At 61.3% G+C, this 23174-nt stretch carries 32 protein-coding genes; 29 read left to right on the forward strand and 3 right to left on the reverse strand.

The genetic code is table 11. The annotated features are described in order from the left end of the window. Nucleotides 1–154 precede the first annotated feature (154 nt). The 12 genes from ACXAED_RS15655 (at nucleotide 155) to ACXAED_RS15710 (ending at nucleotide 8150) form a co-directional block, all read left to right on the forward strand. A complete protein-coding gene (locus ACXAED_RS15655) occupies nucleotides 155–415 on the forward strand; it encodes a spike base protein, RCAP_Rcc01079 family (protein WP_475051238.1) in 261 nt (86 codons plus the stop codon). Further along, complete coding sequence (locus ACXAED_RS15660) at nucleotides 416–778, forward strand: HNH endonuclease (RefSeq protein WP_475051240.1); 363 nt, start codon at nucleotides 416–418, stop codon at nucleotides 776–778. It abuts the gene before it with no gap. Nucleotides 779–909: 131 nt separating this feature from the next. Further along, on the forward strand, nucleotides 910–1308 hold the full coding sequence (locus ACXAED_RS15665; protein WP_475051241.1) for a P27 family phage terminase small subunit: 399 nt from the start codon (nucleotides 910–912) through the stop codon (nucleotides 1306–1308). Beyond that, a complete protein-coding gene (locus tag ACXAED_RS15670) occupies nucleotides 1286–3067 on the forward strand; it encodes a terminase large subunit (RefSeq protein WP_475051243.1) in 1782 nt (593 codons plus the stop codon). The genes ACXAED_RS15665 and ACXAED_RS15670 overlap by 23 nt, the downstream gene beginning before the upstream one ends. Further along, complete coding sequence (locus tag ACXAED_RS15675) at nucleotides 3068–4291, forward strand: phage portal protein (protein WP_475051244.1); 1224 nt, start codon at nucleotides 3068–3070, stop codon at nucleotides 4289–4291. Further along, nucleotides 4275–4964 carry an HK97 family phage prohead protease gene (locus ACXAED_RS15680; protein WP_475051245.1) on the forward strand — a complete coding sequence of 230 codons (690 nt, stop codon included), beginning with the start codon at nucleotides 4275–4277 and terminating at the stop codon, nucleotides 4962–4964. Before ACXAED_RS15675 ends, ACXAED_RS15680 begins: the two co-directional genes overlap by 17 nt. Nucleotides 4965–4990: 26 nt before the next feature. Continuing rightward, nucleotides 4991–6202, forward strand: a complete 1212-nt coding sequence (locus ACXAED_RS15685; RefSeq protein WP_475051246.1) for a phage major capsid protein — start codon at nucleotides 4991–4993, stop codon at nucleotides 6200–6202. Nucleotides 6203–6264: 62 nt separating this feature from the next. Then, a complete protein-coding gene (locus ACXAED_RS15690) occupies nucleotides 6265–6447 on the forward strand; it encodes a hypothetical protein (RefSeq protein WP_475051247.1) in 183 nt (60 codons plus the stop codon). Beyond that, nucleotides 6444–7016, forward strand: a complete 573-nt coding sequence (locus tag ACXAED_RS15695) for a head-tail connector protein (protein ID WP_475051248.1) — start codon at nucleotides 6444–6446, stop codon at nucleotides 7014–7016. The genes ACXAED_RS15690 and ACXAED_RS15695 overlap by 4 nt, the downstream gene beginning before the upstream one ends. Continuing rightward, on the forward strand, nucleotides 7013–7339 hold the full coding sequence (locus ACXAED_RS15700; protein WP_475051250.1) for a phage head completion protein: 327 nt from the start codon (nucleotides 7013–7015) through the stop codon (nucleotides 7337–7339). Before ACXAED_RS15695 ends, ACXAED_RS15700 begins: the two co-directional genes overlap by 4 nt. Then, complete coding sequence (locus ACXAED_RS15705; protein WP_475051252.1) at nucleotides 7339–7743, forward strand: DUF3168 domain-containing protein; 405 nt, start codon at nucleotides 7339–7341, stop codon at nucleotides 7741–7743. Before ACXAED_RS15700 ends, ACXAED_RS15705 begins: the two co-directional genes overlap by 1 nt. After that, nucleotides 7743–8150: an HK97-gp10 family putative phage morphogenesis protein gene (locus ACXAED_RS15710; RefSeq protein ID WP_475051254.1), complete on the forward strand. Its 408-nt coding sequence runs from the start codon at nucleotides 7743–7745 to the stop codon at nucleotides 8148–8150. Before ACXAED_RS15705 ends, ACXAED_RS15710 begins: the two co-directional genes overlap by 1 nt. On the opposite strand, the gene ACXAED_RS15715 is transcribed toward ACXAED_RS15710, so the two are convergent. After that, nucleotides 8134–8439 carry a hypothetical protein gene (locus tag ACXAED_RS15715; protein WP_475051255.1) on the reverse strand — a complete coding sequence of 102 codons (306 nt, stop codon included), beginning with the start codon at nucleotides 8437–8439 and terminating at the stop codon, nucleotides 8134–8136. The genes ACXAED_RS15710 and ACXAED_RS15715 overlap by 17 nt on opposite strands. A 14-nt stretch (nucleotides 8440–8453) precedes the next feature. Here ACXAED_RS15715 and ACXAED_RS15720 point away from each other — a divergent pair, with 14 nt between their 5' ends. The 17 genes from ACXAED_RS15720 (at nucleotide 8454) to ACXAED_RS15800 (ending at nucleotide 22302) form a co-directional block, all read left to right on the forward strand. Further along, on the forward strand, nucleotides 8454–8615 hold the full coding sequence (locus ACXAED_RS15720; RefSeq protein WP_475051256.1) for a hypothetical protein: 162 nt from the start codon (nucleotides 8454–8456) through the stop codon (nucleotides 8613–8615). A gap of 1 nt (nucleotide 8616) precedes the next feature. Then, nucleotides 8617–9063, forward strand: coding sequence for a phage tail tube protein (locus ACXAED_RS15725; RefSeq protein WP_475051257.1), 447 nt, complete (start codon nucleotides 8617–8619; stop codon nucleotides 9061–9063). Beyond that, the gene (locus ACXAED_RS15730; protein WP_475051258.1) at nucleotides 9063–9596 is read left to right on the forward strand and encodes a gene transfer agent family protein; all 534 of its coding nucleotides are present in this window, start codon (nucleotides 9063–9065) and stop codon (nucleotides 9594–9596) included. Before ACXAED_RS15725 ends, ACXAED_RS15730 begins: the two co-directional genes overlap by 1 nt. Further along, complete coding sequence (locus ACXAED_RS15735) at nucleotides 9596–11641, forward strand: hypothetical protein (protein WP_475051259.1); 2046 nt, start codon at nucleotides 9596–9598, stop codon at nucleotides 11639–11641. The genes ACXAED_RS15730 and ACXAED_RS15735 overlap by 1 nt, the downstream gene beginning before the upstream one ends. Next, nucleotides 11641–12303: a hypothetical protein gene (locus tag ACXAED_RS15740; RefSeq protein WP_475051260.1), complete on the forward strand. Its 663-nt coding sequence runs from the start codon at nucleotides 11641–11643 to the stop codon at nucleotides 12301–12303. The genes ACXAED_RS15735 and ACXAED_RS15740 overlap by 1 nt, the downstream gene beginning before the upstream one ends. Before the next feature lie 57 nt (nucleotides 12304–12360). After that, the gene (locus ACXAED_RS15745) at nucleotides 12361–12957 is read left to right on the forward strand and encodes a hypothetical protein (RefSeq protein ID WP_475051261.1); all 597 of its coding nucleotides are present in this window, start codon (nucleotides 12361–12363) and stop codon (nucleotides 12955–12957) included. Continuing rightward, nucleotides 12954–13382: a DUF6950 family protein gene (locus ACXAED_RS15750; protein WP_475051264.1), complete on the forward strand. Its 429-nt coding sequence runs from the start codon at nucleotides 12954–12956 to the stop codon at nucleotides 13380–13382. The genes ACXAED_RS15745 and ACXAED_RS15750 overlap by 4 nt, the downstream gene beginning before the upstream one ends. 287 nt (nucleotides 13383–13669) lie before the next feature. Beyond that, nucleotides 13670–17371 carry a phage tail protein gene (locus tag ACXAED_RS15755; protein ID WP_475051266.1) on the forward strand — a complete coding sequence of 1234 codons (3702 nt, stop codon included), beginning with the start codon at nucleotides 13670–13672 and terminating at the stop codon, nucleotides 17369–17371. After that, the gene (locus ACXAED_RS15760) at nucleotides 17368–17745 is read left to right on the forward strand and encodes a hypothetical protein (protein ID WP_475051267.1); all 378 of its coding nucleotides are present in this window, start codon (nucleotides 17368–17370) and stop codon (nucleotides 17743–17745) included. The genes ACXAED_RS15755 and ACXAED_RS15760 overlap by 4 nt, the downstream gene beginning before the upstream one ends. After that, complete coding sequence (locus ACXAED_RS15765; protein WP_475051268.1) at nucleotides 17745–18146, forward strand: DUF4376 domain-containing protein; 402 nt, start codon at nucleotides 17745–17747, stop codon at nucleotides 18144–18146. Before ACXAED_RS15760 ends, ACXAED_RS15765 begins: the two co-directional genes overlap by 1 nt. A gap of 89 nt (nucleotides 18147–18235) precedes the next feature. After that, nucleotides 18236–18448, forward strand: coding sequence for a hypothetical protein (locus ACXAED_RS15770; RefSeq protein WP_475051270.1), 213 nt, complete (start codon nucleotides 18236–18238; stop codon nucleotides 18446–18448). Continuing rightward, nucleotides 18445–18906, forward strand: coding sequence for a hypothetical protein (locus ACXAED_RS15775; protein ID WP_475051271.1), 462 nt, complete (start codon nucleotides 18445–18447; stop codon nucleotides 18904–18906). Before ACXAED_RS15770 ends, ACXAED_RS15775 begins: the two co-directional genes overlap by 4 nt. Nucleotides 18907–18909: 3 nt before the next feature. Continuing rightward, the gene (locus ACXAED_RS15780) at nucleotides 18910–19419 is read left to right on the forward strand and encodes an N-acetylmuramoyl-L-alanine amidase (RefSeq protein WP_475051273.1); all 510 of its coding nucleotides are present in this window, start codon (nucleotides 18910–18912) and stop codon (nucleotides 19417–19419) included. Beyond that, entirely contained in the window at nucleotides 19412–19594 is a 183-nt protein-coding gene (locus tag ACXAED_RS15785; protein WP_475051274.1) for a hypothetical protein, read from the forward strand. Before ACXAED_RS15780 ends, ACXAED_RS15785 begins: the two co-directional genes overlap by 8 nt. Continuing rightward, nucleotides 19591–19842: a hypothetical protein gene (locus ACXAED_RS15790; RefSeq protein ID WP_475051276.1), complete on the forward strand. Its 252-nt coding sequence runs from the start codon at nucleotides 19591–19593 to the stop codon at nucleotides 19840–19842. Before ACXAED_RS15785 ends, ACXAED_RS15790 begins: the two co-directional genes overlap by 4 nt. Nucleotides 19843–19975: 133 nt before the next feature. After that, the gene (locus tag ACXAED_RS15795) at nucleotides 19976–20941 is read left to right on the forward strand and encodes a hypothetical protein (RefSeq protein WP_475051277.1); all 966 of its coding nucleotides are present in this window, start codon (nucleotides 19976–19978) and stop codon (nucleotides 20939–20941) included. Nucleotides 20942–21075: 134 nt separating this feature from the next. Then, the gene (locus ACXAED_RS15800; RefSeq protein WP_475051279.1) at nucleotides 21076–22302 is read left to right on the forward strand and encodes a hypothetical protein; all 1227 of its coding nucleotides are present in this window, start codon (nucleotides 21076–21078) and stop codon (nucleotides 22300–22302) included. A gap of 314 nt (nucleotides 22303–22616) precedes the next feature. Here ACXAED_RS15800 and ACXAED_RS15805 read toward each other — a convergent pair whose 3' ends face one another. Then, a complete protein-coding gene (locus ACXAED_RS15805) occupies nucleotides 22617–22862 on the reverse strand; it encodes a hypothetical protein (RefSeq protein ID WP_475051281.1) in 246 nt (81 codons plus the stop codon). A gap of 18 nt (nucleotides 22863–22880) precedes the next feature. After that, nucleotides 22881–23162 (reverse strand): hypothetical protein, encoded by a 282-nt coding sequence (locus ACXAED_RS15810; protein ID WP_475051282.1) that lies wholly within the window; start codon nucleotides 23160–23162, stop codon nucleotides 22881–22883. Nucleotides 23163–23174: the final 12 nt, after the last annotated feature.

A 23174-nucleotide genomic window follows, 5' to 3' on the forward strand; every position in this document is an offset into this window, starting at 1 on the left:
ACTGACCCGCGCTCAAACAATCCGCTTTCTGTAGGCCCTCCGGCACTCCTGCAATTTGCATACACCCTCCCTGTCAGTTGGCTATGCCGCCGGGGTGCCTACAGAGCGCGGATACACACATTCCCCAGCACATCCCGGCACAGGAGCCTGACCTATGGCAGACCCATTCGAGCATATGGCGGCAGGCATGGACAGCCCGGCGACCAATCACTACACCGTGGCCCCCGCTGACAACACCGCACTGCCCAATCGCCCACGCGCCCTCTATGTGGCTGCTGCGGGTGACGTTGCTATCCGTGACGCACAGGGCGCAATGCCGATCACCTACAGCGTGAATGCCGGTGATATCCTGCCGTTCCGTGCGTGGAGCATCGACGCTACCGGAACCACCGCAACCGTCATCGCCTGGTACTGATTGGCTGCAATCCACAAGACAAAGCGATGGCAGAAGCTTCGGCCTGTCATTCTGCAGCGCGATCTATGGACCTGCCAGATATGCGGTTCCGTACTGAGGCCGGGCAGGCGCCACCCATCGAGCGCGGTCGTGGACCACAAGCAGCCCTATGATTTGCGGCCCGACCTCGCGCACGAGCCAAGCAACCTCTGGGCCGTGTGCTTCGACTGTCACCAGCGGGAATGCAGACGCATAGAGGACAAGGCCCGCAGCATGAGGCAGTGGACCGTCGCAGGAGCCGCGTGGATAGCCCAGGAGAAGGCGAAAGCCCGAGTGGTAGGGCTGGATGGCAGGCCGATAGGACAGGGTCCTGGTAGGGCCTGATAGCGGCTGTGTGATGGCGCGGGCAGGGGGGGGTGGTTGAAAGTTCAGAGGCCCTGATCCGGTAGACCCGCGCCCCCGCTTCATTTTCACACAGATCGCGTTTCAAACAGGGGTAGGGGTTATAAAGTAACATGCGCAAGCCTGCCTATTCCCGGATCTACAAGGATGCGCCAGAGGGCGAGGCCCGCGCGGAGGCCGCAGATCGAGAGTGGAAAGCGCTCTGTGAGGATCTGGAGGCCCGCGGCCAGTTGTCCGATCAGCGGAAGCGGATTGTTGACCGGCTGGTGCGCGAACGTGTCGAGTATGAGTTCCTGGCGCCAACCGTCGCGCAGGAGGGGCCGGTGAAGGTCGGGCCGAATGGCGGCGACGTGTTCAACTTCAACTGGTCGGCGCTGCAGAAGATCAAGGATCAAATCCTGAAACTGGAAGACGCGCTCAAGCTGACCGTGGAAAAGGGCGAGAAGGCGGAGGGCAAGGCCCCGCCCAAAACAGCGGCGGACAAGTTCCTTGGCAGACTTGGACCCCACTAGCGAATATGCGCGGCGGGTTCTGGATGGCGAGATCGTCGCGGGCAAGTTCGTGCGCCTGGCGTGCGAGCGCCATTTCTCGGATCTGGAATCCGGCGCTGAGCGCGGTCTTTACTTCGATGAAGCGGCGGCCCAGGAGGCGATAGACTTCTTCCCGGCCATGTTCACGATCACGGACGGGCCGAAGGCTGGCGAGCCGTTTCACCTGCTGGATTGGCATCGGTTCGTGGTCGGCTCGCTGTTCGGATGGCATAAGGGCGGGCGGCTGCGGTTCCGCAACGTCTGGATGGAGACAGGCAAGGGGCAGGCGAAATCACCTCTGATGGGGGGCATATCGCTCTACGTCTGCGGGTTCATGGGGATCAGCCGGGCGCAGTGCTATGCGATTGCGTCCAAGCTGGATCAGGCAAAGATCCCGTTCAAGGATGGCGCGGCGCTGTGCCGGGCAGAAATTCCCGGCCTTGGCGAGAGCCTGGAGAGCCGCGGGGATGTGTTCGTTTCCGGCAAGGGCGAGAACGCTTGGCGGATCGAGTTCACCGGCAGCCAGTCATTCTTCGAGGCCAAGGCGACAACAGACAGCCTTTCCGGGCCGCGGCCCGACTGCGTGATTGCAGATGAGGTGCACGAGTTCGCCAGCGCCAAGCCGATTGAGCTTTGGGCGGCCGGTGTAGCGAAAAAATCCGGCTCGGCGTTCATGATGCTGGGGACCAACACCCCGGCGATTGACCAGATCGTCGGCACGGAACAGTCGGAATACTACCAGCGCTTGCTTGAAGGCGTGTTCGATGATGACGAGGCGTTTGCCTACATCGCGCGGGTTGATGAGGATGATGACCCGTTCAACGACGAGAGTTGTTGGATCAAGGCGATGCCGGCGCTCGGCGTCACGTTCGATCACGAGAACGTCCGCGGCGTCGTGAATCGGGCCAGAAACGACGAGGGTAAGCGCCTCACGGTTTCGCGGCTCTATTTCGGCATCCCGGTTGGATCAAGCGGGTTCTGGGTGGATGAGGCGGCCTGGCGCGCGTGCATCGGGCCGGTGTCGGACGAAGATACCGAGGGCAAGAAGTGCTATCTGTCCCTCGACCTGTCGGAGAAAAACGACCTTACCGCGCTTGGCGGCGTCTGGAAGGGCGAGGATGACAGCCTGATCGGGCGGCTCTGGTACTGGACCACCCCCGCGGGGCTGGAGCGCAGGAGCGCCTTGGACCGCATCCCGTATGCCGTCTACGTCGAAAAGGGCGAATTGAGCGTCACGCAGTCGGCGGTGGTCGATTACGAGTTTGTCGCGGCGAAGATCAAGGAGCTGGTCGCGCAATACGATGTGGACAGCCTGACGATTGACCCCAGCTTCTGGGAGAAATTCCGGGACGCCTGCGAGCGGATCGGGCTGTCGGTCTGGGTTTATGAGGGACCAGACGAGCCGGAGGGCGATGGCCTCAAGGTCGTTCGGCACTCCCAGGGCACAAAGGTAGCCTTTGGCGAGCGAAATCTCTGTATGCCGCATTCAATCACGCGGCTAACTGACAAGGTTCTGACCGGACAGATCAGGATCGAGGAAAACCGGCTGACGCAATACTGCGCGGCCAACACGGTAATCAAAACAGACCCCATCGGAAACCAGATGTTCGACAAGTCGCGGCAGCGTGGTCGGATGGATGGCATGATTGCGCTGGCAATGGCTGCTGGCGCCTCTGAGGGGGTGAAGGCCAATAAAGACAGCGGCCTGGATGATTACTTTGCGGCACTTGGGGGCGGCTAAATGGGTCTGCGAGATCGCTTGAAATCCATGATCGTTCGCCGCTTTGGGCTGATGGACGCGCATCATGCGGGCTTTCAGCGTACGAGTGAGGCGGGGGAGCTTGTCACCGGGCAAAGCGCGCTTGGAATTTCGACGGTTTGGGCCTGTACCAACCTGATTTCAGGCACAATCGGCTCACTTCCGTTGATGGTCTACCGACGGAACGGCGAAACGCGGACTGTTGACCGCTCGCACGTCATTTACCGTCTGCTGCACGACAGCCCGAACTATGATCAGACGGCCCTGGACTTCTGGGAGTTCATGGCGGCGTCCCTGGAGTTGTGGGGCAACGCCTACGCGCATATCCTGCGCGATAACGGCAAGATCGTCGGCTTGGTGCCGGTTGCGCCGGATCTGATGGGCGTTCGGCGCCTGCCGACCGGCGAAATCGAATACCGCTGGTCCGATGAGGGCAAGGCGCACCGGGAACTTGACGGAAACGTCCTGCATATCCGCGGCTTTGGCGGCTCGCCGCTTGGCGGCATGTCCACCCTGCAGTTCGCCCGCAATGCTTTCGGGCTTGCGCGGGCTGTTGACCGGGCTGCTGGGGAGACATTCAAGAACGGGATGCGCCCTTCTGGAGCTCTGAAATTCGAGGCATGGCTGACCGCTGAGCAGCGCGAGGTGGCAAAGTCCACGTTGATTGACGATATGGTCGGCGCGCAGAATACCGGGCGCCCGATTGTGCTTGAGGGCGGCGTCGATTGGGTGCCGTTCACCATCAACCCCGATGACGCCCAGATGCTGGAGAGCCGGAAGTTCTCGGTTGAGGAAATCTGCCGGTTCTTCGGGGTTCCGCCGCACATGGTCGGACATACCGAAAAAAGCACGAGTTGGGGCACCGGTTTGGAGCAGCAAACCTTGGCGTTCCAGAAATTCACCCTGCGCCGCCGCATCAAGCGCATCGAGCAGGCGCTGATGAAGCAGCTTTTGACCCCTGCCGAGCGCGCGCGCGGGCTGGTGATCGAGTTCAATCTGGAAGGGCTGCTGCGCGGTGACAGCAAGTCGCGGGCAGATTTCTACCAATCCGGCCTGCAGAATGGCTGGCTGACCATCAATGAGGTGCGCGGGCTGGAGAATAAGCCGCCGGTTGCGGGCGGCGAAGTGCCGCGGATGCAGATGCAGAATGTGCCGATCACCGAGGCAGGCAACCAATTGGAGGCTGGAAATGACGATGATGCATAAGGCGGCGGCTCCGGTCCTTTCGATTAAGGCACTGGACGAGGAAACCGGCGAGTTTGAAGGCTACGGCAGCACCTTCGGCGGTGAGCCTGACAGCTATGGCGATGTTGTGATGGCGGGCGCGTTCGCGGACAGCCTGGCAGACCACAAGGCCAAGGGCACCATGCCGAAACTGTTCTGGCAGCACGACCCTTCGCAGCCCATTGGCAAGTGGCTTGAGGCCGAGGAAGACAAAACCGGCCTCCTGATGCGCGGCAAGCTGAATATGGGCGTCCAGCGCGGGCGGGAGGCCGCAGCGCTGCTCAAGGCGGGCGATATCGACGGCCTGTCCATCGGCTACCGCATCACTCCGGGCGGCTTCCATGTCGATGATGAAAAGGGCGTTTGGTACCTCGAAAAGCTTGATCTGTTCGAGGTCTCGATTGTCTCCATCGGCGCCAACGAAAACGCGACGATCACCAGCGTCAAGGCGGCAAAGGCCGCGCACGAAATCACGGAAAAGCTCAAGGCCGGGGATCGGCTCACTGAGCGGGAGTTTGAAACGCTGCTCAAGGGGAGCTTGGGGCTTTCAAACTCGCAGGCGGAGCGTGCCGCACGCATCCACCTGAAAGGGCCGGGGGAACCGGCAAGAGCGGCGCAACAGACGGAAGCCTTTTTGAAAGAGCTGCTGTCTTAACCCCCATCCCAATACAGGAGGCCAAAATGGCTTTGGATGATACCAAAACTGCGGAACAGATGGCCGCAGAAGTGAAGGCGGATTTTGCCAGCAAGTTCGATGCGGTCAAAGAGATTGCAGAGGATGCGCTTGGTAAGGCCGCCAAGGGCGAAGAACTGGCGAACGGCGTCAAGGAAAAGGCTGATGAAGCCCTTACCGAAATGAACGGCCTGAAAGCGTCTCTGGACGCGCTGGAGCAGAAGCTGGCGCGCGGCGCAGGCGGCGAAGGCGGCGAACAGCATAAGACGCTGGGTCAGCGTTTCGTGGATAGCGAAGGCTTCAAGGCGTTCAAGGAAAACGGCTTTGACCGCCACAGCAAGGCGAAGCTGGAAACCAAGGCAACCCTGACCCTGGCGACCACTGACACCGATGGCGCCGTGGGCGATGGCGCCGACGCGAACCGCCTGCCGGGCATTCAGGGCCTGCCGCAGCGCCGCCTGACCATCCGTGACCTGCTGGCGCAGGGCCGCATGGATGGCAACACCATCGAGTACGTGCAGGAAACCGGCTTCAACAACAACGCCGCCCCGGTGGCCGAAGGCGCGGCCAAGCCGTCCTCGGATGTGAAGCTGGATGTGAAAACCACCACCGCGAAGGTGATTGCGCACTGGATGAAGGCATCGCGTCAGGCTCTGGACGATGTTTCCGCCCTGCGTTCGATGATCGACCAGCGCCTGCTGTTCGGCCTGGCTCTGGCGGAAGAAAACCAGATCCTGAACGGCGACGGCACCGGCCAGAACCTGTCCGGCCTGATCACCAACTCCACCGCCTATTCGGCGGCGTTTGCCCCGGCATCGGAGACCGCAATCGACAAGATGCGTCTCGCCATGCTGCAGGCCGCGCTGGCTGAATACCCGGCGACCGGCCATGTGATGCACCCGACCGACTGGGCGCGGATCGAGCTGACCAAGGATGGCAATGCCAACTACATCATCGGCAAGCCGCAGGGCACCACCGCGCCGACCCTCTGGGGCCTGCCGGTTGTGGCCACTCAGGCGATCACGGTGGACAAGTTCTTGACCGGTGCATTCAACATGGGCGCGCAGATCTTCGACCGCTGGGATGCCAGCGTAGAAACCGGCTATGAAAACGACGACTTCACCAAGAACCTCGTCACCATCCTGGCCGAAGAACGTCTGGCGCTGGCGATCTATCGCCCCGAGGCGTTCATCTACGGCGATCTGGGCTACGTGGTCTAAGCGTCGGCTGATCAAGGAGGGCGGGTTCGCTCGCCCTCTCTATGAGCCGAAAGGAGGCTTTCATGGCAAAATTTGACGTTCTGCGCCCGCACCAGGGCGATAAATGGTATGCCGAGGGCGACGAGCGCACCGCTGACGAGCGCGAAGTGGCGCACCTGGTGGCGCGCGGTGTTCTGCGCAAGAGGGAACCCGAGGTGAAGAACAAGGCCCGCTCGGTGCCGAAGAACAAGGCCCGCGGCAAGTGAAGTTCCGCCCGGTTCTCATCACGCCCCCGGCTGAATTGCCGGTGACGGTTGCCGAATGCAAGGCGCATGGCGTCGTGGACTATACCGACGATGATGCTGTAATTTCCTCGCTGCTGAGCGCGGCAGTTGACCGCCTGGACGGCTTCCGGGGCATCTTGGGCCGGGCGATGGTCGCGCAGACGTGGCGTCTCTCTCTGGCGGACTGGCAGTCCTGCATTTCTTTGCCGGTGCCGGACGTGTCGGCGGTGGCGATCAAATACGACGACGAGAACGGCACAGAGCAGACACTGGCGGCAGCAGGCTACAGCTTCCACCCGGTTGCGCAGGGGGCGGAAATCGTGTTCGCGTCTGATTTCTCCGGCCCGACGCTGGAGACCGGCAACCCGGCACCTGTCCGGGTTGAGTTCACCGCCGGATTTGGACCCGCGGCTGATGTTCCCGAGGCGCTCAAGGCGGCGGTCAAGCAACTGGTGCGCCAGATGTATGACGACCGGCCTGGCGCTTCCGAGCTGGAGCCTAACAGCATCGTCAATAGCCTGATTTCGGGCTACCGGTGGACGCGCGTATGAACCTGCGGGAGAGCGTGGCCTTTGACGCCCCTACGCAGGTGCCAGACGGCTACGGCGGCCAGGAACAGGGCTGGACGGAAACCTACGCCTGCCGGGCTGAGTTCATCTATTCCCGCGGTTCTGAGGCCGTGGATGCGGCCCGGCTGCAAGGCCGGTCGATTTACAAGGTTCGGGTGCGCTCCAGCGCGGCGGCGCGGGCAGTCACCACGGATTACCGGATGCGGGACGCGCGGCGCGGCACGGGATACCAGATCCGCGAAGTTGACGCGATCACCGACCGGCAGTGGGTCTATATCGTGGTCGAGGCTGGAGTGGCGAACTGATGAGCGTTTCCGCAGAGCTGCAGAAAGCGATCTACGACGCCCTCGTTGCTGACGCCGCAGTCGGCGCGCTGGTGGGTGATAGGATCTACGACGGCGCCCCGGCTGACCGGGAGTTCCCTTGCATCACCTTCGGCCCGACTGACAGCGTGCAGGATGATATGGATTGCATCACGGCGCGCACAGAAACTGTGCAGTTGGACGTGTGGTCGCGGGATCAGGGCCGGATGCGCCCGTGCAAGGAAATCTGCGATGCGGTGAAGGATGCATTGCATCTGGCCGGTTTGTCTCTGACCGTCAATGCGCTGGTGCTGATCCGCATCGACGGAATGCGCGTGTTTATGGATAGCGATGGCGTGACGGCGCACGGGGTTTTGACGGTAGAGGCCGATCTGGAGGAAACCTGATGGTCCAGGGCCTCGACAAGTTCAACAAGCGCTGGGAGGCGATCCCGAAGAACGCGCGCAAAAATGTGCGGGCCGCGATGGAAGACGCGGCAAACGATATTGTCGATGAGATGTGGAGCCGGGCACCGCAGGGCGAGACGCTGCGCCTTGGGGCTTCCATCGGCTGGACCTGGGGGGAGGCCCCAGCGGGTTCTATCACGGTCGGCAAGGTGGGCGGCAAAGAATACGGCACCATGCGGATCACGATCTACGCAGGTGGCGGTGACGCCTTCTATGCGCGCTTTCAAGAGTTCGGCACGGTGGATATGCCCGCCAATCCGTTTTTCTACCCTGTCTGGCGGGCGCGCAGCCGCCGGGTCAAAACACGGATTTCGCGCGCGATCAGCAAGTCTATTCGGGAGAGCTAGGGCAGGCCGAGGCGTGCAGCTTATTTGAAGCTAGGTTGGCGCCTTCAACCGCGTCAATGAGCTTGCCGATAGAGGCCGCGGCTTCAAGCGCCATTACGCGGCGGGCTGCTGGCTGCTTTTGGTCCATGAGTACGACGCGGAGTTCCTGCAGCTTCAGGTTCACGTTCTCCAGGTTGGCGCGGTCAAGGCCCCAACCCAAGCACGCAACCTTGTGCCGTTGTTCGGCGCTGACCCCCGCTGAGAGGGAACCGGCGCAGGAGATTAGAATGGCGGCAAGTGCAAATCGCATAGGGGTAACTCCACATGAAAATCAGAATTTTGGCTGATGCGCACCATCGCATCAGTTCCGCCCGCTCGCAATCGTTTCGCGCGGGCAGCGAAATCAACGTGCCGAAGGCCACCGCAGAAAAGCTCATCGCGGACGGCAAGGCAGAGGCATTGAAACCGTCAACCAAAGGAGATTGACATGGCGACGGGCAATCAGACTACACGGCTGGTCATTCAACTGGGCGACGGCGGCGATCCCACCGAGACCTTTGCACACACTTGCGGCGCAAACAGCTTCGGTATCACCCTGACCAACAATCTGGGCGAAAATACCGTTCTGGACTGCGCCAGCCCGCTGGATGTGCCGGCGGCTATCGTGCGCCACCTGGAGAGCCAGGACACCAGCGCCACGATCAGCGGCATGGTGACGACTGAGGCTTGGCCGACCTGGCGCGCATGGGCTGATGGCGGCACCGAAAAGAACATCAAGCTGTTCCTGGATGAAAGCGCGGCCAACAACGGCGGCCACTGGATCTTGCCTGCCTTCCTGCAGCAGCTTGAGCTGTCCAAGGAAAGCTCCGGCAAGGTGACTTTCACCGCCACATTGAGCGGCGCAGGCCAGCGCACTTGGACCGACGCCACCTAATGGCGGAACACATCCAAGAATGGGCCGGGAAAGAACGCCTTTTCCGGCTCAGCTTTGGCGGTGTCCTCGATTTGGAGGAGGCGACCGGCGACGGCATCGCGGCGATTTTCGCGCGCGTGGCTGGCGGGCGCTTCATGCTCAAGGACGTTTACCACACCATCCGCCTTTCCCTGATTGGCGGGGGATTGTCGATCCTTGACGCCAAGCGGCTTATGGAAGCGCATTTCGACACGCGCCCTTACATGGAAAACGCCTCGCTTGCGGGCCAGATCCTCGCCGCGCTCATGGTTGGCGTTGAACCAGCGGACGGCGAGCCGGAAACTGACGGTAAGGGCCGCTATGTGTTCTCCGAGGTGAGCCAGATTTGCCGGGTGTTCAACCTGTCGCCGCTCGACCTGCGGCAGATGCCCTATGCGGATTTCGTGAACATGGTGCGCGGCTTCAATGCCGGGTCCGAGACCAAGGCGCCGCACATCACCGAAGATGAGTTCATCGACATTCTCAACCGCTATGAGCCGGAGGCCGTGCAGTAATGGCTAAGACCGTCGAAGATACCCTTCTGGTTCGCATGGAAGCGAGCCTGCGCAAGTTTGAGCGCCAAATGGAGGCGGGCCGCAAAGCGGCGGAGGGTTCGGCGGTCAAGTCTGAACGCGCGTGGAAAAAAGCGGGCGATCAGATCACAGCCAATTCCAACCGGGCGGCAACCGGCTTGCAGAGGCTCACCAGTGTCGGCGGGCAAGGCCGTTTTGTCCTGCAAAACACCGCCAACCAGATTGGCGACATTGCGGTGCAGATGCAGGGCGGCACCAGCGCGTCAAAGGCGCTCGGGCAGCAGCTTCCTCAATTATTCGGCGGCTTCGCGGCCCTGGGCGGCCCACTGGGGCTTGTCGGCCCCCTGCTGGGCACTGTGGCCGCTCTTGGATTGCCTGTGGCTGGCGCGCTTCTGGATATCGGCAGCGCGGCTGACACCCTTGACGACAAGATGAAGGCGCTCAAGGAAAGCATCAGCGCTGTGAAGTCGGCGCAGGAGCTTTCGGCCACATCGGCCACCGATCTTCTGAGCAGCTACGGCGGCCTTGCCGATGAAGCTCAGGCCATTTTCGAGATTAACCGGCAGATTGCGTCCGTTCGCGCGGGGAGCGCCCTGGACGGCGCCGCTCGTGGCATCGCGGGCGAATTGGGCGTTGCTGGGGTTTTCGGGTTCGGCCCCGATGAAATCCGGGAGCTGGAGGGAACCATCGCGTCGATCAAGGCGGAATTGTCCACCCTCAACAGCACCCCGGCGGGCACACTGTCCGACAGTGAGCTGGCCGCCGCAAACCGTGAGATTGAACGGCTGGAGGAAAACCTTGCCAATCTGAAAACTGTATCGCGGAATGTTGACGATCTGGCCGATACCCTCGGGCTTTCGGAAGACGCCGCGCGCGAAGTGGTGGCGCAGTTCGCCGCCATCGGACAGGCAGAGGGGCCGCGCGCGCAGGCGCAGGCGATGCTTGACCTCGCCGATTATATCCACGGCGCATCCAACAATCTGGCCGATGCAGAGGAAGAAGGGCAGGCGCTCTATGACCGACTCCTGGAGGCGGCATTGCAGGCTCTTGAGCTGGCTAAGGTCGATGTGGCGAGCGGTATTTCTGACGGGGCTGATGCGGCTAGGGAATTCAGCCAAGAGCTGTGGAACGCTGTGTCCGCCAAGAATGCCTTAGAGGGAAATGGCGTTGCGGGTGGTCGGGGTGGCGATCCGCGGCAATTTGAGAACGACCCCTATTGGCGTTCTCGATATTTCCCGGACCCAGAGAAGGGGCGCAGCCCATCCAGAGCGCGCAGCGGGGGCAGCCGAGCGCGCATCGACCCCGGACTGCGCGAAGCCGAACAGCTCTTTGAAAGCACTCGCACAAAAGCAGAGCAGTACGCCGCAGAGATGGAGCGCATCGAGGAACTGCACCGCCAGTTCCCGCAGGTTGTTACATCAGAGGTGCGAGACCGGGCTGTTGATGCGCTGAACGATGCTGCGAGCGCGGCAGAGGGCATGGGCAAGCGCATGGAAAGCAGTTTTGAGAGCGCTTTCACCGCGCTTATCGCCGGGGCAGGCAGCGGGCGTGAGGCCCTGCAGGCGCTCTTAGCCGATCTGGCGAAGATGGCTGCACAATCGGCGTTCAAGAGCCTGATTGGGGGCAGCGGGGTATTCGGAGATGTGGCGGACTTCCTGTTCAACGCGAATGGCAACGTATTTCAGGGCGGGCAGGTCACGCCCTTTGCTAGTGGCGGGGTGGTGAGTTCTCCGACATTCTTCCCAATGGCCGGTAGCAAGACGGGCGTCATGGGGGAGGCCGGGCCGGAAGCGATTATGCCCCTGGCGCGCGTGAACGGAAAGCTCGGCGTGCGCACGCAGGGCGGCGGCGCAGGAGGGCGTGTGACAGTGGATGTACGCCTGACAGACGATCTGGACGCCCGCATAGACAGCCGGGCAGAGAATGTATCCACCCGCGTCACCCGGCGCGGCATTGAGGACTTCAATCGGACAGTGCTGCCGCGATCCGTGCAGCAGATCCAAAACGACCCGAGAAAGGTTCGCTGATGCCCTTGAGCTTCCCATTGGATCGGGCGTCGTTCATTGAAAAGCTGAACAGACGCATCAGTTCTGCTCGTTTCAATGTGTCCGCACATCGGCAAGTCACCGGCTTGCGGGGCGGCGAAGTGCTGTCGGCGGAATTGTCCCCAACTATGTGGGAGGGTAGCATTAGCCTCTATCCGCTGAACCCATTTGAAGCGAGCGAAATCCTGCCAGTATTGCAGGCCCTGGACGCGCCGGGCGCGTCATTTCTGGCATTTGACCCGCAGCGCGCCGGGCCGCTTAAAGACGCATCAGGAGCGGCTCTTAGCGGCCATACCCCCATTATTCAGTCCTATGACGCGGCAGCAAGCACTGTGGTTCTGGCCGGGCTGCCAGTCGGGTACGAAATAAGCCCCGGCGACATGATCGGCTGGGAATACGGGTCAAGCCCGGTCCGGAACGCCCTTCACAGCTTTGTAGAGGGCGGCACGGCAAGCGGCTCAGGTGTGACCGGGGCTTTGCAAGTGAACCCTCACATTCGCGGCACTATCGCGGCAAATGCCCCCGCAGCGCTGGTCAAGGCTTACTGCAAGGCGGTGATAGTGCCGGGTTCGGTCAACTATGGCGAGAAGCGAAACCAGCGACTGAGCGGCGTTTCGTTCAGCTTCCGACAGACTTTCAGGTGAGCCATGAGGACATATGACGGCGCGACTTCAGCGGCGCTAAACGCTCGCGGCGACTTGGTGCCACATCGCTTGGTTTGGATCGTCGCGCGCAACCGATCTACCGGCATTCTGGAGAACCTGGGCATCTGGAGCGGTGAGGACGACCTTACGGTGGTGGTGGGCGGTCAGAGCCGCACCTACACTGGCGCTGGCGCTTTGCTTGAGGCTGAGCCAGTCACCGCGGGGACCGGGCTGGATGTGCGCTCCTATCAGATTGGCTTGTCGGCTGTGGCCCCAGAGGTGGAGGACTTGGCTAAGGGGTATGAGACCAGGTTTGCGCCAGTGGAGGTTCACCGGGCGCTATTCGACCCTGCCAGCCGAACGCTGGTGGCGGAGCCGCATCAAGTTTTTTCTGGGTTCGTCAACGGCCTTGACTTTGCCACCGGTGAAGCAGGCGGCTGCACCCTTGAATTGGTCAGCGAAACCCGCGCCTTGACGCGCCGTCTCGCCAGCAAGAAATCCGATGAAAGCCAACAGCGGCGCGGCGGCGACCGCTTCCGGCGATACGGCAATATTTCCGGCGTGGTCCCGGTCTATTGGGGGGAAATTCGGGTTGAGGCTCCCGCCGACCCTAGCCCTGGATCATCCGCAGATAGGTGGGAGCCGTCCAAGTGAAAACTCTCCCCGAAACAAAACCGCGCCTCCCGGATTGGCGCGCGCGTCTGGCCGACTACCTCGCCCGTGTTGCGCACATGCCGTTTCGGCCTGGGCGGCACGATTGTGCGCTGTTTGCTGCCGGGGCCGTGGAGGCAATGACGGGCGCTGATTTGGCGGCTCCGTTCCGCGGCAGCTACAGGCGCTTGGAGGATGGTCGCGCCGCGCTGGAGAAAGCTGGTTTCGCCAGCCACGTGGAGATGGTTGCGAGCCTCTTTTCTGAGGTGCCCCCTAGCTTTGCACAGGCTGGAGATTTGGGCGTTTTTGAAGGAGGCGGCCCCGGCGAGGCGCTGGGGATCGTTCAGGGCGGCGCGGCTTATGTGCTGCGCCCAGAGGGGCTTGCCATTGTGAGCCGTCTGCATATGAAAAGGGCGTTCCGGGTATGAGCGACAAGCGGACTTTTATCGCCGTATTGGCAACCGCGCTTCTGGCGCCGGTTGCGGCGGCAGCGGACCCAATCACCGCCGCGGTTGCCACTTGGCTGGGGGTGTCCGCGACAACGGCGGCCCTCATTGTCCGTATCGGCTTCTCGCTGGTGCTATCGTCGCTTTCCTCGGCTCTACGCAAAAAGCCGGGCCAGCAGCGGCAGCCGGGCATCAAGACTGAAAGCACCACCTCGGGCGGCAGCAACCCGCAGAGCTTCATCCTTGGCACCTATGCCACCGCGGGCAACATGGTGGCACCGCCTTATTCGCATCCGAATGACGGCGATATCCCGAATAAGTGGCTGACCTATGTGGTGGATATCAGCGACATGCCGGGCGTTCAGTTCTCCAGGGTTATGGTGGCAGGCGAATACGTCACAGACCTTGAGGATGCTGTGGGCCTCACCCACGACCTGCGCGGAATGCTGCAGGATGATGGCGGGTATTATTTCCGCATGACCTGGCATGATGGCACCCAAACCGCGGCTGATGCCTATATGCTGGAGAACTATTCAGACCATCCGGACCGGCCATGGTCCGCGGATATGGTTGGCACCGGTGTGACTTATGCGGTTCTCACCTTCCATTATAGCCGCAAGCTGTTCAACCAGCTGCCGGGTGTGCGCTTTGAGGTGAAAGGCATCCCGCTCTATGACCCGCGCAAGGATGATACTGTTGGCGGGACTGGCGCGCACCGCTGGGCAGACCCGTCAACTTGGGAGTTTACAGAGAACCCAATCGTGATGGTGTACAACATCCTGCGCGGCCTCACTCTGCCGGACGGCCAGCGCTGGGGCGGCCATGTCGCGGCTTCTGATCTCCCGCTGGACAACTGGTTCGCTGGCATGAACGAATGCGACGTGTCCGTGCCTCTGGCTGATGGCGGCAACGAGGCGCAGTACCGCGCCGGTCTTGAAGTCCTCGTAGATGACGAGCCTGCGGAGGTGATTGGGGAGCTGCTGAAAGCCTGCTCTGCAGACATTGCTGAACTTGGCGGGACGTACAAGGTGCGGGTGGGGCCGCCCGCGCTTCCGGTCTATTTTTTCACTGATGACGATGTTGTCGCTGACAGGCCGCAGAGTTTGGCCCCCTATCCTGGGCTGGACGGGGTGCATAACGCCATCCACGCCACCCACCCGGACCCGGAAAGCCTATGGGAAAGCCGCGATGCGCCGCCGCGCTACAATGCCGAATGGGAAGCCGAGGACGGCGACCGCCAGCTGGTAGCGGAAGTGGAACTGCCGGCGGTGGCATCAGGCACCCAAGCGCAACGGCTCATGAAGGCTTGGATTGAGGATGAGCGCCGATTCCGGCGGCACAGCCTGACCCTGCCGCCGGATGCGGCGCTGCTGGAGCCGCTTGATACTGTGGCATGGACCAGCACGCAGGAGGGGTATTCCTCCAAGGTGTTTGAAGTTGGCGAGTTGACCGACGATCTTACAACCTGCCTGCAAACCCTGGCTTTGCGCGAGCGGGATGCTGGAGATTTCACCTGGGTGCCTGCAACCGATGAGGTGTCGGTGGATCACCCTAGCACTGCGGTTACGGTGGTGGCACCTCGCACCCTACCTGGCTTCAATCTGCTGGCGCACAGCCTGCCAGACGGCAATGGAACGGCGCGGCGCCCGGCGCTGCGCATGGTCTGGACCGCCGCGGCTCTGCTGGCCGATGATGTAGTGGAGTGGGAAATCCAGTTGGCGGATGGCACCCTGGTGGCCGCTGGCCGGGCCTCTAGCGCGCTTAGTGGTGAGGTGGTGTATTCGGCGGGCATACTCCCCCAAACCTCCTATCGGGCAAAGGGGCGCATCCGAGATGGAAACTCCGGCATCTGGACCGGGTGGATCTCCGCCACAACTGCCGATGTGCGGCTGAGCTATGATGACCTGGCGGAACAGATCGAAGCCGAAATTTCAGCCGGGCAGGCTGCTGCCGATGCTGCGGCTGCGGATGCCGCGGCGGCCAGCTCTGCGGCAGCTTCGGTGCAGTCTGATTTTGACGCTCTCGTTGCTGGTTACTCAGGCACATCTCTCCAGCAATCTTTGGACGGCGTGTTGAGCAGCGCCAACTCTTACTCGGACTCGATTGAAGATAGCCTGACGGCGAGCATCAACTCGGTTTCAGCAGACCTCTCGAACAACTATTATACGGCTGCCAGCACGGACCAGGCGATCTCGGCGGCACAGCAAGTTCTGCGCGCTTCGATTGGCACTGGCGGCATCCTTGCAACAAACAAGGGCGACAACGGGGTCGGCGAGTGGGTCAACGCAACAGCCAGCAGTGACGTACCAGCGGACGCCCCGAACGGCGCCAATTCCCTGCTGCTGACAGACACTGCCCGAGAAGTCATTCCCCGCACTGGTAGCCCCATCGGCAAGTCATTCCGGGTCCGCGGCTGGGTCAAGGTCAACAGCGCAGGCTCCGGCATCCGCTTTATCGTCCGCTCCGATACTGGTGCCTACTTCGGAACAGATGACGGCGGTATCGTCACCCCGGCTCAGGCTTCCACTTGGACTTACATCGACCGGCAGTTCAAGGTGACTTCTGGCACCGCGACCAACTGGTGCCCGGCGATTGACGTCATTGACAACGGCTCCGGTGACAGCGTGTACGTCTACGACCTGCTGTGGGAAGACTTCGACGCTGAAGCGGAACTGACCGGTGAGATCGAGACCGTCAAGGCAGTTGACGTTAACGCACTGTCTGGCACCGCTCTGGGGGTCCTCCTGACGCAGCTGGCCGTCAGCGCCGGTGGGACTTCCGCGACGATCACCAATCAAGGCACTGCGATCTCTGACCTTGAGGGAAATGCCTCTGCTGGTTACTTGATCAAGGCACAAGGCGGCGGGGAGGTTTCGCTGCTGCAGTTGATCGCCGCAGATGGTTCTGCCGGGTCTGTGTCAGTTGCCAAAATCGCCGCCACTGACATTTTGCTTGATGGCACAGTCTACGCCTCAAAGCTGGCCGTCAGCAGCTTCGACAACCTCAACCCGGATTTCGACTTTGATGATAAGGACCTGTGGGTAGATGCCGACAGCTTCTATAGCACCAGCTTCGAAGGCTGGGGCGGCAAGCGCGTCATGCGGATCACCGGCCCTGGCAATACTTACGAGTTCGTCAGGGGGCCGGTGTTCAGTGTTTCCCCGGAGGGTGAGGAAATCAAAGCAGCTGCCCGCGGCGAGCGGTTTTCCGGCACCAATAATGGCAACGGCGACGATATGGCCCTGCGCCTCAAGTTGAGCAATGTGGAGGATTTTTCCAGCGGCACGACTGAGGTATGGGCCAGTCCCGCATTGGCTTGGGACACTGGAACCATCACGAAAAAGGAAGGTGTTTTCACCATCCCGCCAGGCTACCGGTTTGCCCGGATCGAGCCTTACATTCGCCCGACCGGTGCCACCGAGGTACGCATCGGAGGCATTGAGCTGCGGCGTATGAATGCTGGCGAACTGATTGTGGACGGCTCCATCTTCGCAAATCACCTTGCCGCCAACAGCGTTACAGCAGACAAGGCAAACTTCGCTGATCTGGCAGCCCTCAATATCACGGTGAAAAACCTGGATGTGGAAGACCTGACCCTCAGCGGCGAAAAGATGAAAGCCAACGCCGTCACTAAGTCGCGCATTTCGTCCGGCGGCAGCCCGTCAATCACATGGACCCCATCAATCGACGGTGAGGCTACGTTCCTGCTGGACGTGGAAAGCACGGTCGGAACTTTTTCTGCGGCCCGGACAATCGACATCTGGCTTCGCGTCAACGGGTCTAACAAGCGCAGGGTCATTATTTACAACGCTCAGGACGGCCAAACTGCGGAAGGCAGAGGTACGTGTGTTTGGAAAACGCAAACCACTTCTGGAAGCCAAATCACCGTGGAAATGTGGGTTAGCCACACTGGCGGCGGCCCGCCCCCGGTACAAGACGCAAGCCTTGTTGCCCTGGAGACGAAGCGATGAACGCCACTGCAACATTTTACCTACAGGCCTCAGGGGAAATTCTACGGGTCAATGAAATGCAGGATGCGGTCGAAATCCTCGAAACGCTTCGGGACGGTGAGGATTGGATCGCGGGAGAATTCAGTGCCAAGACCCACTGGGTCAACAATGGCTCCGCAGAAGCCCGGCCCCACGTCCCGGCACCAACCGGGGACGAATATGACCTTTCCCAGCTCCCTGATGGGGCGGAGCTGCATGTGACGGATGAGGAAGAGTTCACGACGGTGATTGCAGCGCAGAACGACACCCTGCAGCTGACGGATACAGGCACTTACCGGATGTATTCGGTGAGCCCTTTCCCATACCTGGACTTCGTTGCGGAGGTGACAGTCTGATGCCTATTCAGATCGGGATCAACCAGGAGGCCAGAGCACAGCGCCTGAGGGCCGCGGTGAATGCGGAACGTGACCGGCGCATCGCGGGCGGCTTTCTGTTCAACGGTCGGGTCTACCAGTTCCGCCCCGAGGATAAGGCGCGGATCAATGGGGCCGGTGCTCTTGCTGGCTTCGCCATCGCGGGCGGAACTGGAGCGGGAGACTTTTTCTGGCATGGCGGCCCGGCCCCCTTCACATGGATTTCGGCAGACAACACCGAAGTGCAGATGGATGCTCAGACCATGTTTGCTATGGCGCAGGCGGCGGCTGCTCACGAAGCCGCCCATGTCTTTGCGGCGAAATCCTTGAAGGACACCGCCCCGATCCCTGAGAACTACGCAGACGAGGCATTCTGGCCGTGAATTGCGGTCGGCGGAGTTGAAAGGCCGGTGGCGCAGCGGCCCAAGGTTCTCGCAAGTTCCACATATCCAAAAAACAAGAGGGCGGCGAAGTGACCGACGACGAACACGCCATGATGAAGCGGGTACACGACTACCTGTTTCATCCGCCGATGGAGGGCAAGCCGACGCGGGCGGCCCAGCTTGACGAGGTTTTGGGCGCTGTCCGGGCCGGTAAGCTGGGAACGCGCGCGCTTCTGTGGCTGGCGGGTATCGTCGCGGCGGCCTCCGCTATTTGGATGAAACTCCCCTGGGGGCTGAAATGAGCAAGAGCCGCGCTGCGAGACTGATAGATTTAACCTTTGTTTTAATCCTGCTTTGGACGGCCCTGGCGGCGGTTCCGGCGTCCTGGCTGTGGTTTTCGCCCGGCGCGGTGATTGTCTCAGACAGCACCACTGGCAAGCCTCCGGTGATCGAGTTTGACCGGACAATCAAGCGCAACGTGAAAATGACATATCAAGTCACGATCCGGCGCATGACCACCAAGGAGCCGGTGTGCGACCCGCAGCGGGGTCCGTTCACGTATCACCACGACGCCAGCCTGCCGCGGCCTGTTGATCTGATCTGGTGGTCAGGGGCTGACAAGCGCTGCTGGCCGCGCGATCCCGGAACCTACCTGATGGAAACCTGCTGGACGGTTGTTCGCCCGTTCTGGGGCATTGTGCCGCCCAAGCCGGTTTGCCGCACGTCCAACCCGTTCACCATTTCCCCAGCCAAGGAATAAGCCATGAGGCAGATCACAGGCGCAATCATTCACTGCACTGCAACCCGGCCCGACTTCATGCCCGGTTCTGCAACCGCGGCCCGCGTTGCGGAAATCCGGCGCTGGCACCTCGGCAGGGGGTTCAGCGATATCGGCTATCACTTCCTGATTGACCGGGACGGCACTGTTTATCCTGGCCGCCCGATAGAGCGCGACGGCGCGCACGTCCGGGGCCACAATCGCGGCACCATCGGCGTTTCCCTGTTTGGCGGCCACGGCTCCAGTGAAACCGATCGGTTCGCGGACAACTTCACCCCCGAGCAGGAAGCGGCACTGCGCAAGCTCCTGCGCGATCTGCGCGGCAAATACGGCCCGGTGCCGGTGACGGGGCACAACCAGTATGCCGCCAAGGCCTGCCCTGGCTTCAATGTGCCGGCGTGGCTGGAGGATGTGAAGCGACCGCATGAGCCTTGGTGGTTCGGCGTATTCGACGCGCTTGCAAAGCTGTTTGGAAAGGAAGCCCGCGATGCTTGAGAAACTCCGCAACCCGCAGGTTCAAGGCGCGCTGCGCCACCTGCTGACCGCAACCGGCCCGCTGCTGGCCGCCTGGGGCGTCACAGACGAGGCTACATGGGCGATTGCCGTTGGCGTTGGCATGGCTGGCCTTGGCTTCTGGGCGTCCCTCACAGCCCCGGAGAAGCGGCAATGATCGGCGTGCTTCTGGCTGACCTTCTGCCGTGGGCTATCGGCATCGTAGCGGCCATTCTGGGCGTGCTGGGCTACGGCGCGCACAAGGAGCGCAAGGGCCGGAAGGCCGGGCGCGAGGAAACCTATATCGAAACCCTGCGTGAAAGCGCTGAGAAAGTGGAGGCAGGCCGTGAAGCTGTTTCAGACCTGCGCGGGAATAGCCGTGCTGATGACCTTGAGCAATTGCGCCGCAACAACGCTGAGTGGTGATGCTGGTTGCCAATCATACGGCGAGGCCCGGATCTCAATGCCCGTCGACCCGGAGGCGCTGCCGGACCACTGGCTCGCATGGCTGACCCGCGCTGATACGCGCATGACCGCGACCTGCAAGGAAGGATAACAGATGCTTTCACTTGGACTAGGGCTTGGGCTGTCACGGCAGCAGGCAGCCTTCTCGCCTTTGCAGCTCTCACCGGAACTGTTCCTGGACCCGTCCGACACTTCAACGCTGTTTCAGGACGCCGCAGGCACCACGCCCGTCACCTCTGCTGGTGATCCGGTCGGGCTGGCGCTGGACAAGTCGCAGGGTTTGGCGCTGGGGCCGGACCTGTTCGCCACCGGCCCGCAGGTGAACTCGCCTTGGGTGGATAACGGAAACCGGAATTACACCATAGACGGTAGTCAAGCTTCGCAGGCGTCCTTGTTCTGGTCCGGATTGGTGGAAGCCGGCGCAGTTTACTATGCGGCAATTCGCGTCAATTCCGTATCGGGCGGGGTGGTGCGCTTGGGCGCTGGGCCAAACAATACATCCACAGGCGCGCCAGATGTTCTTTCAAGCTACCTTGTCGCCGGGGCCAATAACATCGGATTGTTCGCCCCGGCTGGTGTGGCGGCCGATGTAGACCTCATCGAATTGCGGAAAGTTTCTGGCAACCACCTTACCGCCCCGTCAGACGCCGCAAGGCCGACGTATCAGACCAGCGGCGGGCTGCACTGGCTGGAATTCGATGGCGTAGACGATGAGCTTGCAACTGCTGCGGCGCTACCGTTCTCGGCACAGGTGTTCAATTGTACCGCGTTTCGGCTGGATGCGTATAATTCAAGCTTCCCTGAGGTCATAACAAGCCGGGGCAACTCCGTGGCTACGTCACAGCGGCACCCGATCCTTACATTGCCGCAGTCCTCCCCAAACAATGTGCGTGTGAACTATGGTGATAGCGGTGGTGGTCTGGGGATGGGCGAGGCCGCTCTCGGGTTGGGCGTTGTTGTATCATCATACGCAGATGGGACAGATCGGACCATCGAGGCGAACGGACAGTCGCAAATCGGTCATTTTCTGGACAGCGGAATTCGAAAGGTGGTGAGCTGATGCTTGGGCTAGGTGTTTCAGTCATGGCTTTATCGGTGCGCGGGCGGCGGCGCTTGCCTAGTTTGCCTCAAGGGCTTGGGTGGGATGAGGTGCAGTTCCCCATGCCGCTTATCAGGTCTCAGCAGGGCTACGGAGTGGATCTGGAACCGCGCGATTTGGTGGATGCGGCGATCTGGTCTGGAACCGCGTACCATGTGGACGTTGCAACCGGTGATGATGGCAACAGCGGGCTGGGCGCTCAGGACGGCGATTTTTCAAATGCAAAGCGCACAATCCACGCGGCATTCACAGCGGGAAACGCCGGTGGCAGCGCCTACCGGGTTCTTGTCAAAAGCGGCTTTTACGCTGAGAGCAGCTTCACCAGCAACGGCAATGTTGAACCGAACCAGCCTGTTGCTTTGGTGGCATGGGGTGGCCGGGTTCAATACCGCACCGGGCCTGAATCTCCTAGTTTCACCCTGGACCAAGGCACGACCTACCACACTTCAAAAAGCTCCGTTAAGCGGGTTTTCCGCACCGATGCTGTAGATGCGGCGGGCCGGTACACGGAGCTGCCCGCTGCGGCGGATCTGGCGACTTGCCGGTCTGAGGCTGGGACGCATTTTGTCAGCGGGTCAGATGTCTATGTCAACATCGGTGCCGATCCGAACGGGAGTATTGCCTTGATCAGGAGCTTCCACGGCGCGCGGTTCATGACACATGCCGATGATTTCTATATCGAGGGTTTCGACATTGAAGGAGGTATTACCGGCGCCCTGCACATGGATGCCGTTGCCTCAAGAAATGTAGTCGCTGACGATTGTACCTTCCGGTACCCGGCACCCAGCAACCCGACGTCAGAACAGGATGCTTTTCGTATAGTCAGCACCACTGGCCTGGCTTGGGCGCGGAGTTGCGATGCCGCTTATGGCGCCAAGGACAATTGGAATTTTCACGCGAACAGCGCCGCCAGCCTTCACGTCCTGCTGGAGGATTGCACGGCGGCAAAGTCCGGCTGGAATACAGCCACCTCCTGTAACGACTTCACCACGCACGACGATGTGAAGGCTGCGGCCATCAGTTGCACGTTTGAAGGAGGCGGGATCAGGCCCGGCACCACTGTGCATAGCATCGAAACAACTAAGACGTGGCTGCTTGATTGCCAGGTGATGGCCGATGACGGCGACGGTGACGGATCGGCAAATGCGGTTGCCTGCTCCAACACCGCGGAAATGTGGATTGAAGGGTCCAGCCTGCAGGCGCAGGGGGCGGCAACGGAGAACATCTCAATTCGCGCGAACGGCGGTAGCGTATTTGTGCGGCGCACGTCAGAAGCAGGGACGCAGGAAATCACCAGCGGCGGGAGCGTATCTCCATTCTGACTTAGCGGGCCTCTCTCTGCGTATCAATCTTCCAATGGGTATTCATAAGCTACGTCGTCGGAGTAAGGCTCGGACAGGTTGGAGTTGTAGTTGGCGTAAATGTTGACCCCTAAAAGGACAGCGATCAACGCTGCGGCGCGTAAAAAAGTTTTCATATTCAACCCTCTTCATTTCTTGCACTTGTGTTGGCGCAGTCCTCGACAAGAAGCAAGTGATAGATACCCGAGATCGAGCCTTAGAACGGTCTGACCTCAATAGCAAAGCCCCGGTTTGCGCCGGGGCTTTTGTCGTTTCAGGGGCGGCGGCTTCTGGATTTAGTGAAGTTCAACGGTGATGTGACGGGGCATCGGGAAGCCCTTCAGCCATTTGATCGGCTCGCAGCAGATATCCTGATCGCTGTGAGACCAGTATTCATCGCCATCATTGAAGCTGCCGCCCGGCACTGCCTCGCGGAGCATGTCGAGCGTCCAGTAGACGGCCGACACAAGATATCCCTCATCGGTTTCGACCAAGACTGGCTTGCCGTCATGGGGCGCGGTTGAAATGTCTTCCCACTGCATAGGTGCCTCCCGGCGGTTTTAGGACTTCGGGGTTTCAGGTGCAGGCGGCTGCGGCGGGAGCCGCGTCCAATGCGTGTGATAGTCAGGCCAGCCGCCTACGTCGGTGCGGATCGCCTTCTCAGGCTGGTCGCTACTGCGCATCTCGACAGTGAACCCGCAGTCAAGCGGGCTGCCGACGTATGGCGGCTCGGCAAGCCATTCGCGGCCATCCCAAGCCCACCACAAAACGTCGCCGTCTTCCTCCGTCCACCAGCTGGCAGGGAACGGCCCGTCCGTATCGCGTTTCAAATCTTCGCTCATCGTTCCTCCTGG

It is taken from the genome of Leisingera sp. ABM4_103, assembly GCF_056158685.1.

Bases quoted from the DNA above. Each gene is read 5' to 3' on its own strand.
- ACXAED_RS15795 (WP_475051277.1), top strand. From the start codon at position 19,976: ATGCTTTCACTTGGACTAGGGCTTGGGCTGTCACGGCAGCAGGCAGCC.
- ACXAED_RS15785 (WP_475051274.1), top strand. From the start codon at position 19,412: ATGCTTGAGAAACTCCGCAACCCGCAGGTTCAAGGCGCGCTGCGCCAC.
- ACXAED_RS15765 (WP_475051268.1), top strand. From the start codon at position 17,745: ATGCCTATTCAGATCGGGATCAACCAGGAGGCCAGAGCACAGCGCCTG.
- ACXAED_RS15775 (WP_475051271.1), top strand. From the start codon at position 18,445: ATGAGCAAGAGCCGCGCTGCGAGACTGATAGATTTAACCTTTGTTTTA.
- ACXAED_RS15760 (WP_475051267.1), top strand. From the start codon at position 17,368: ATGAACGCCACTGCAACATTTTACCTACAGGCCTCAGGGGAAATTCTA.
- ACXAED_RS15805 (WP_475051281.1), bottom strand. From the start codon at position 22,862: ATGCAGTGGGAAGACATTTCAACCGCGCCCCATGACGGCAAGCCAGTC.
- ACXAED_RS15675 (WP_475051244.1), top strand. From the start codon at position 3,068: ATGGGTCTGCGAGATCGCTTGAAATCCATGATCGTTCGCCGCTTTGGG.
- ACXAED_RS15810 (WP_475051282.1), bottom strand. From the start codon at position 23,162: ATGAGCGAAGATTTGAAACGCGATACGGACGGGCCGTTCCCTGCCAGC.
- ACXAED_RS15705 (WP_475051252.1), top strand. From the start codon at position 7,339: ATGAGCGTTTCCGCAGAGCTGCAGAAAGCGATCTACGACGCCCTCGTT.
- ACXAED_RS15715 (WP_475051255.1), bottom strand. From the start codon at position 8,439: ATGCGATTTGCACTTGCCGCCATTCTAATCTCCTGCGCCGGTTCCCTC.
- ACXAED_RS15740 (WP_475051260.1), top strand. From the start codon at position 11,641: ATGCCCTTGAGCTTCCCATTGGATCGGGCGTCGTTCATTGAAAAGCTG.
- ACXAED_RS15730 (WP_475051258.1), top strand. From the start codon at position 9,063: ATGGCGGAACACATCCAAGAATGGGCCGGGAAAGAACGCCTTTTCCGG.
- ACXAED_RS15665 (WP_475051241.1), top strand. From the start codon at position 910: ATGCGCAAGCCTGCCTATTCCCGGATCTACAAGGATGCGCCAGAGGGC.
- ACXAED_RS15755 (WP_475051266.1), top strand. From the start codon at position 13,670: ATGGTGGCACCGCCTTATTCGCATCCGAATGACGGCGATATCCCGAAT.
- ACXAED_RS15655 (WP_475051238.1), top strand. From the start codon at position 155: ATGGCAGACCCATTCGAGCATATGGCGGCAGGCATGGACAGCCCGGCG.
- ACXAED_RS15685 (WP_475051246.1), top strand. From the start codon at position 4,991: ATGGCTTTGGATGATACCAAAACTGCGGAACAGATGGCCGCAGAAGTG.
- ACXAED_RS15735 (WP_475051259.1), top strand. From the start codon at position 9,596: ATGGCTAAGACCGTCGAAGATACCCTTCTGGTTCGCATGGAAGCGAGC.
- ACXAED_RS15680 (WP_475051245.1), top strand. From the start codon at position 4,275: ATGACGATGATGCATAAGGCGGCGGCTCCGGTCCTTTCGATTAAGGCA.
- ACXAED_RS15725 (WP_475051257.1), top strand. From the start codon at position 8,617: ATGGCGACGGGCAATCAGACTACACGGCTGGTCATTCAACTGGGCGAC.
- ACXAED_RS15710 (WP_475051254.1), top strand. From the start codon at position 7,743: ATGGTCCAGGGCCTCGACAAGTTCAACAAGCGCTGGGAGGCGATCCCG.
- ACXAED_RS15720 (WP_475051256.1), top strand. From the start codon at position 8,454: ATGAAAATCAGAATTTTGGCTGATGCGCACCATCGCATCAGTTCCGCC.
- ACXAED_RS15790 (WP_475051276.1), top strand. From the start codon at position 19,591: ATGATCGGCGTGCTTCTGGCTGACCTTCTGCCGTGGGCTATCGGCATC.
- ACXAED_RS15780 (WP_475051273.1), top strand. From the start codon at position 18,910: ATGAGGCAGATCACAGGCGCAATCATTCACTGCACTGCAACCCGGCCC.
- ACXAED_RS15700 (WP_475051250.1), top strand. From the start codon at position 7,013: ATGAACCTGCGGGAGAGCGTGGCCTTTGACGCCCCTACGCAGGTGCCA.
- ACXAED_RS15690 (WP_475051247.1), top strand. From the start codon at position 6,265: ATGGCAAAATTTGACGTTCTGCGCCCGCACCAGGGCGATAAATGGTAT.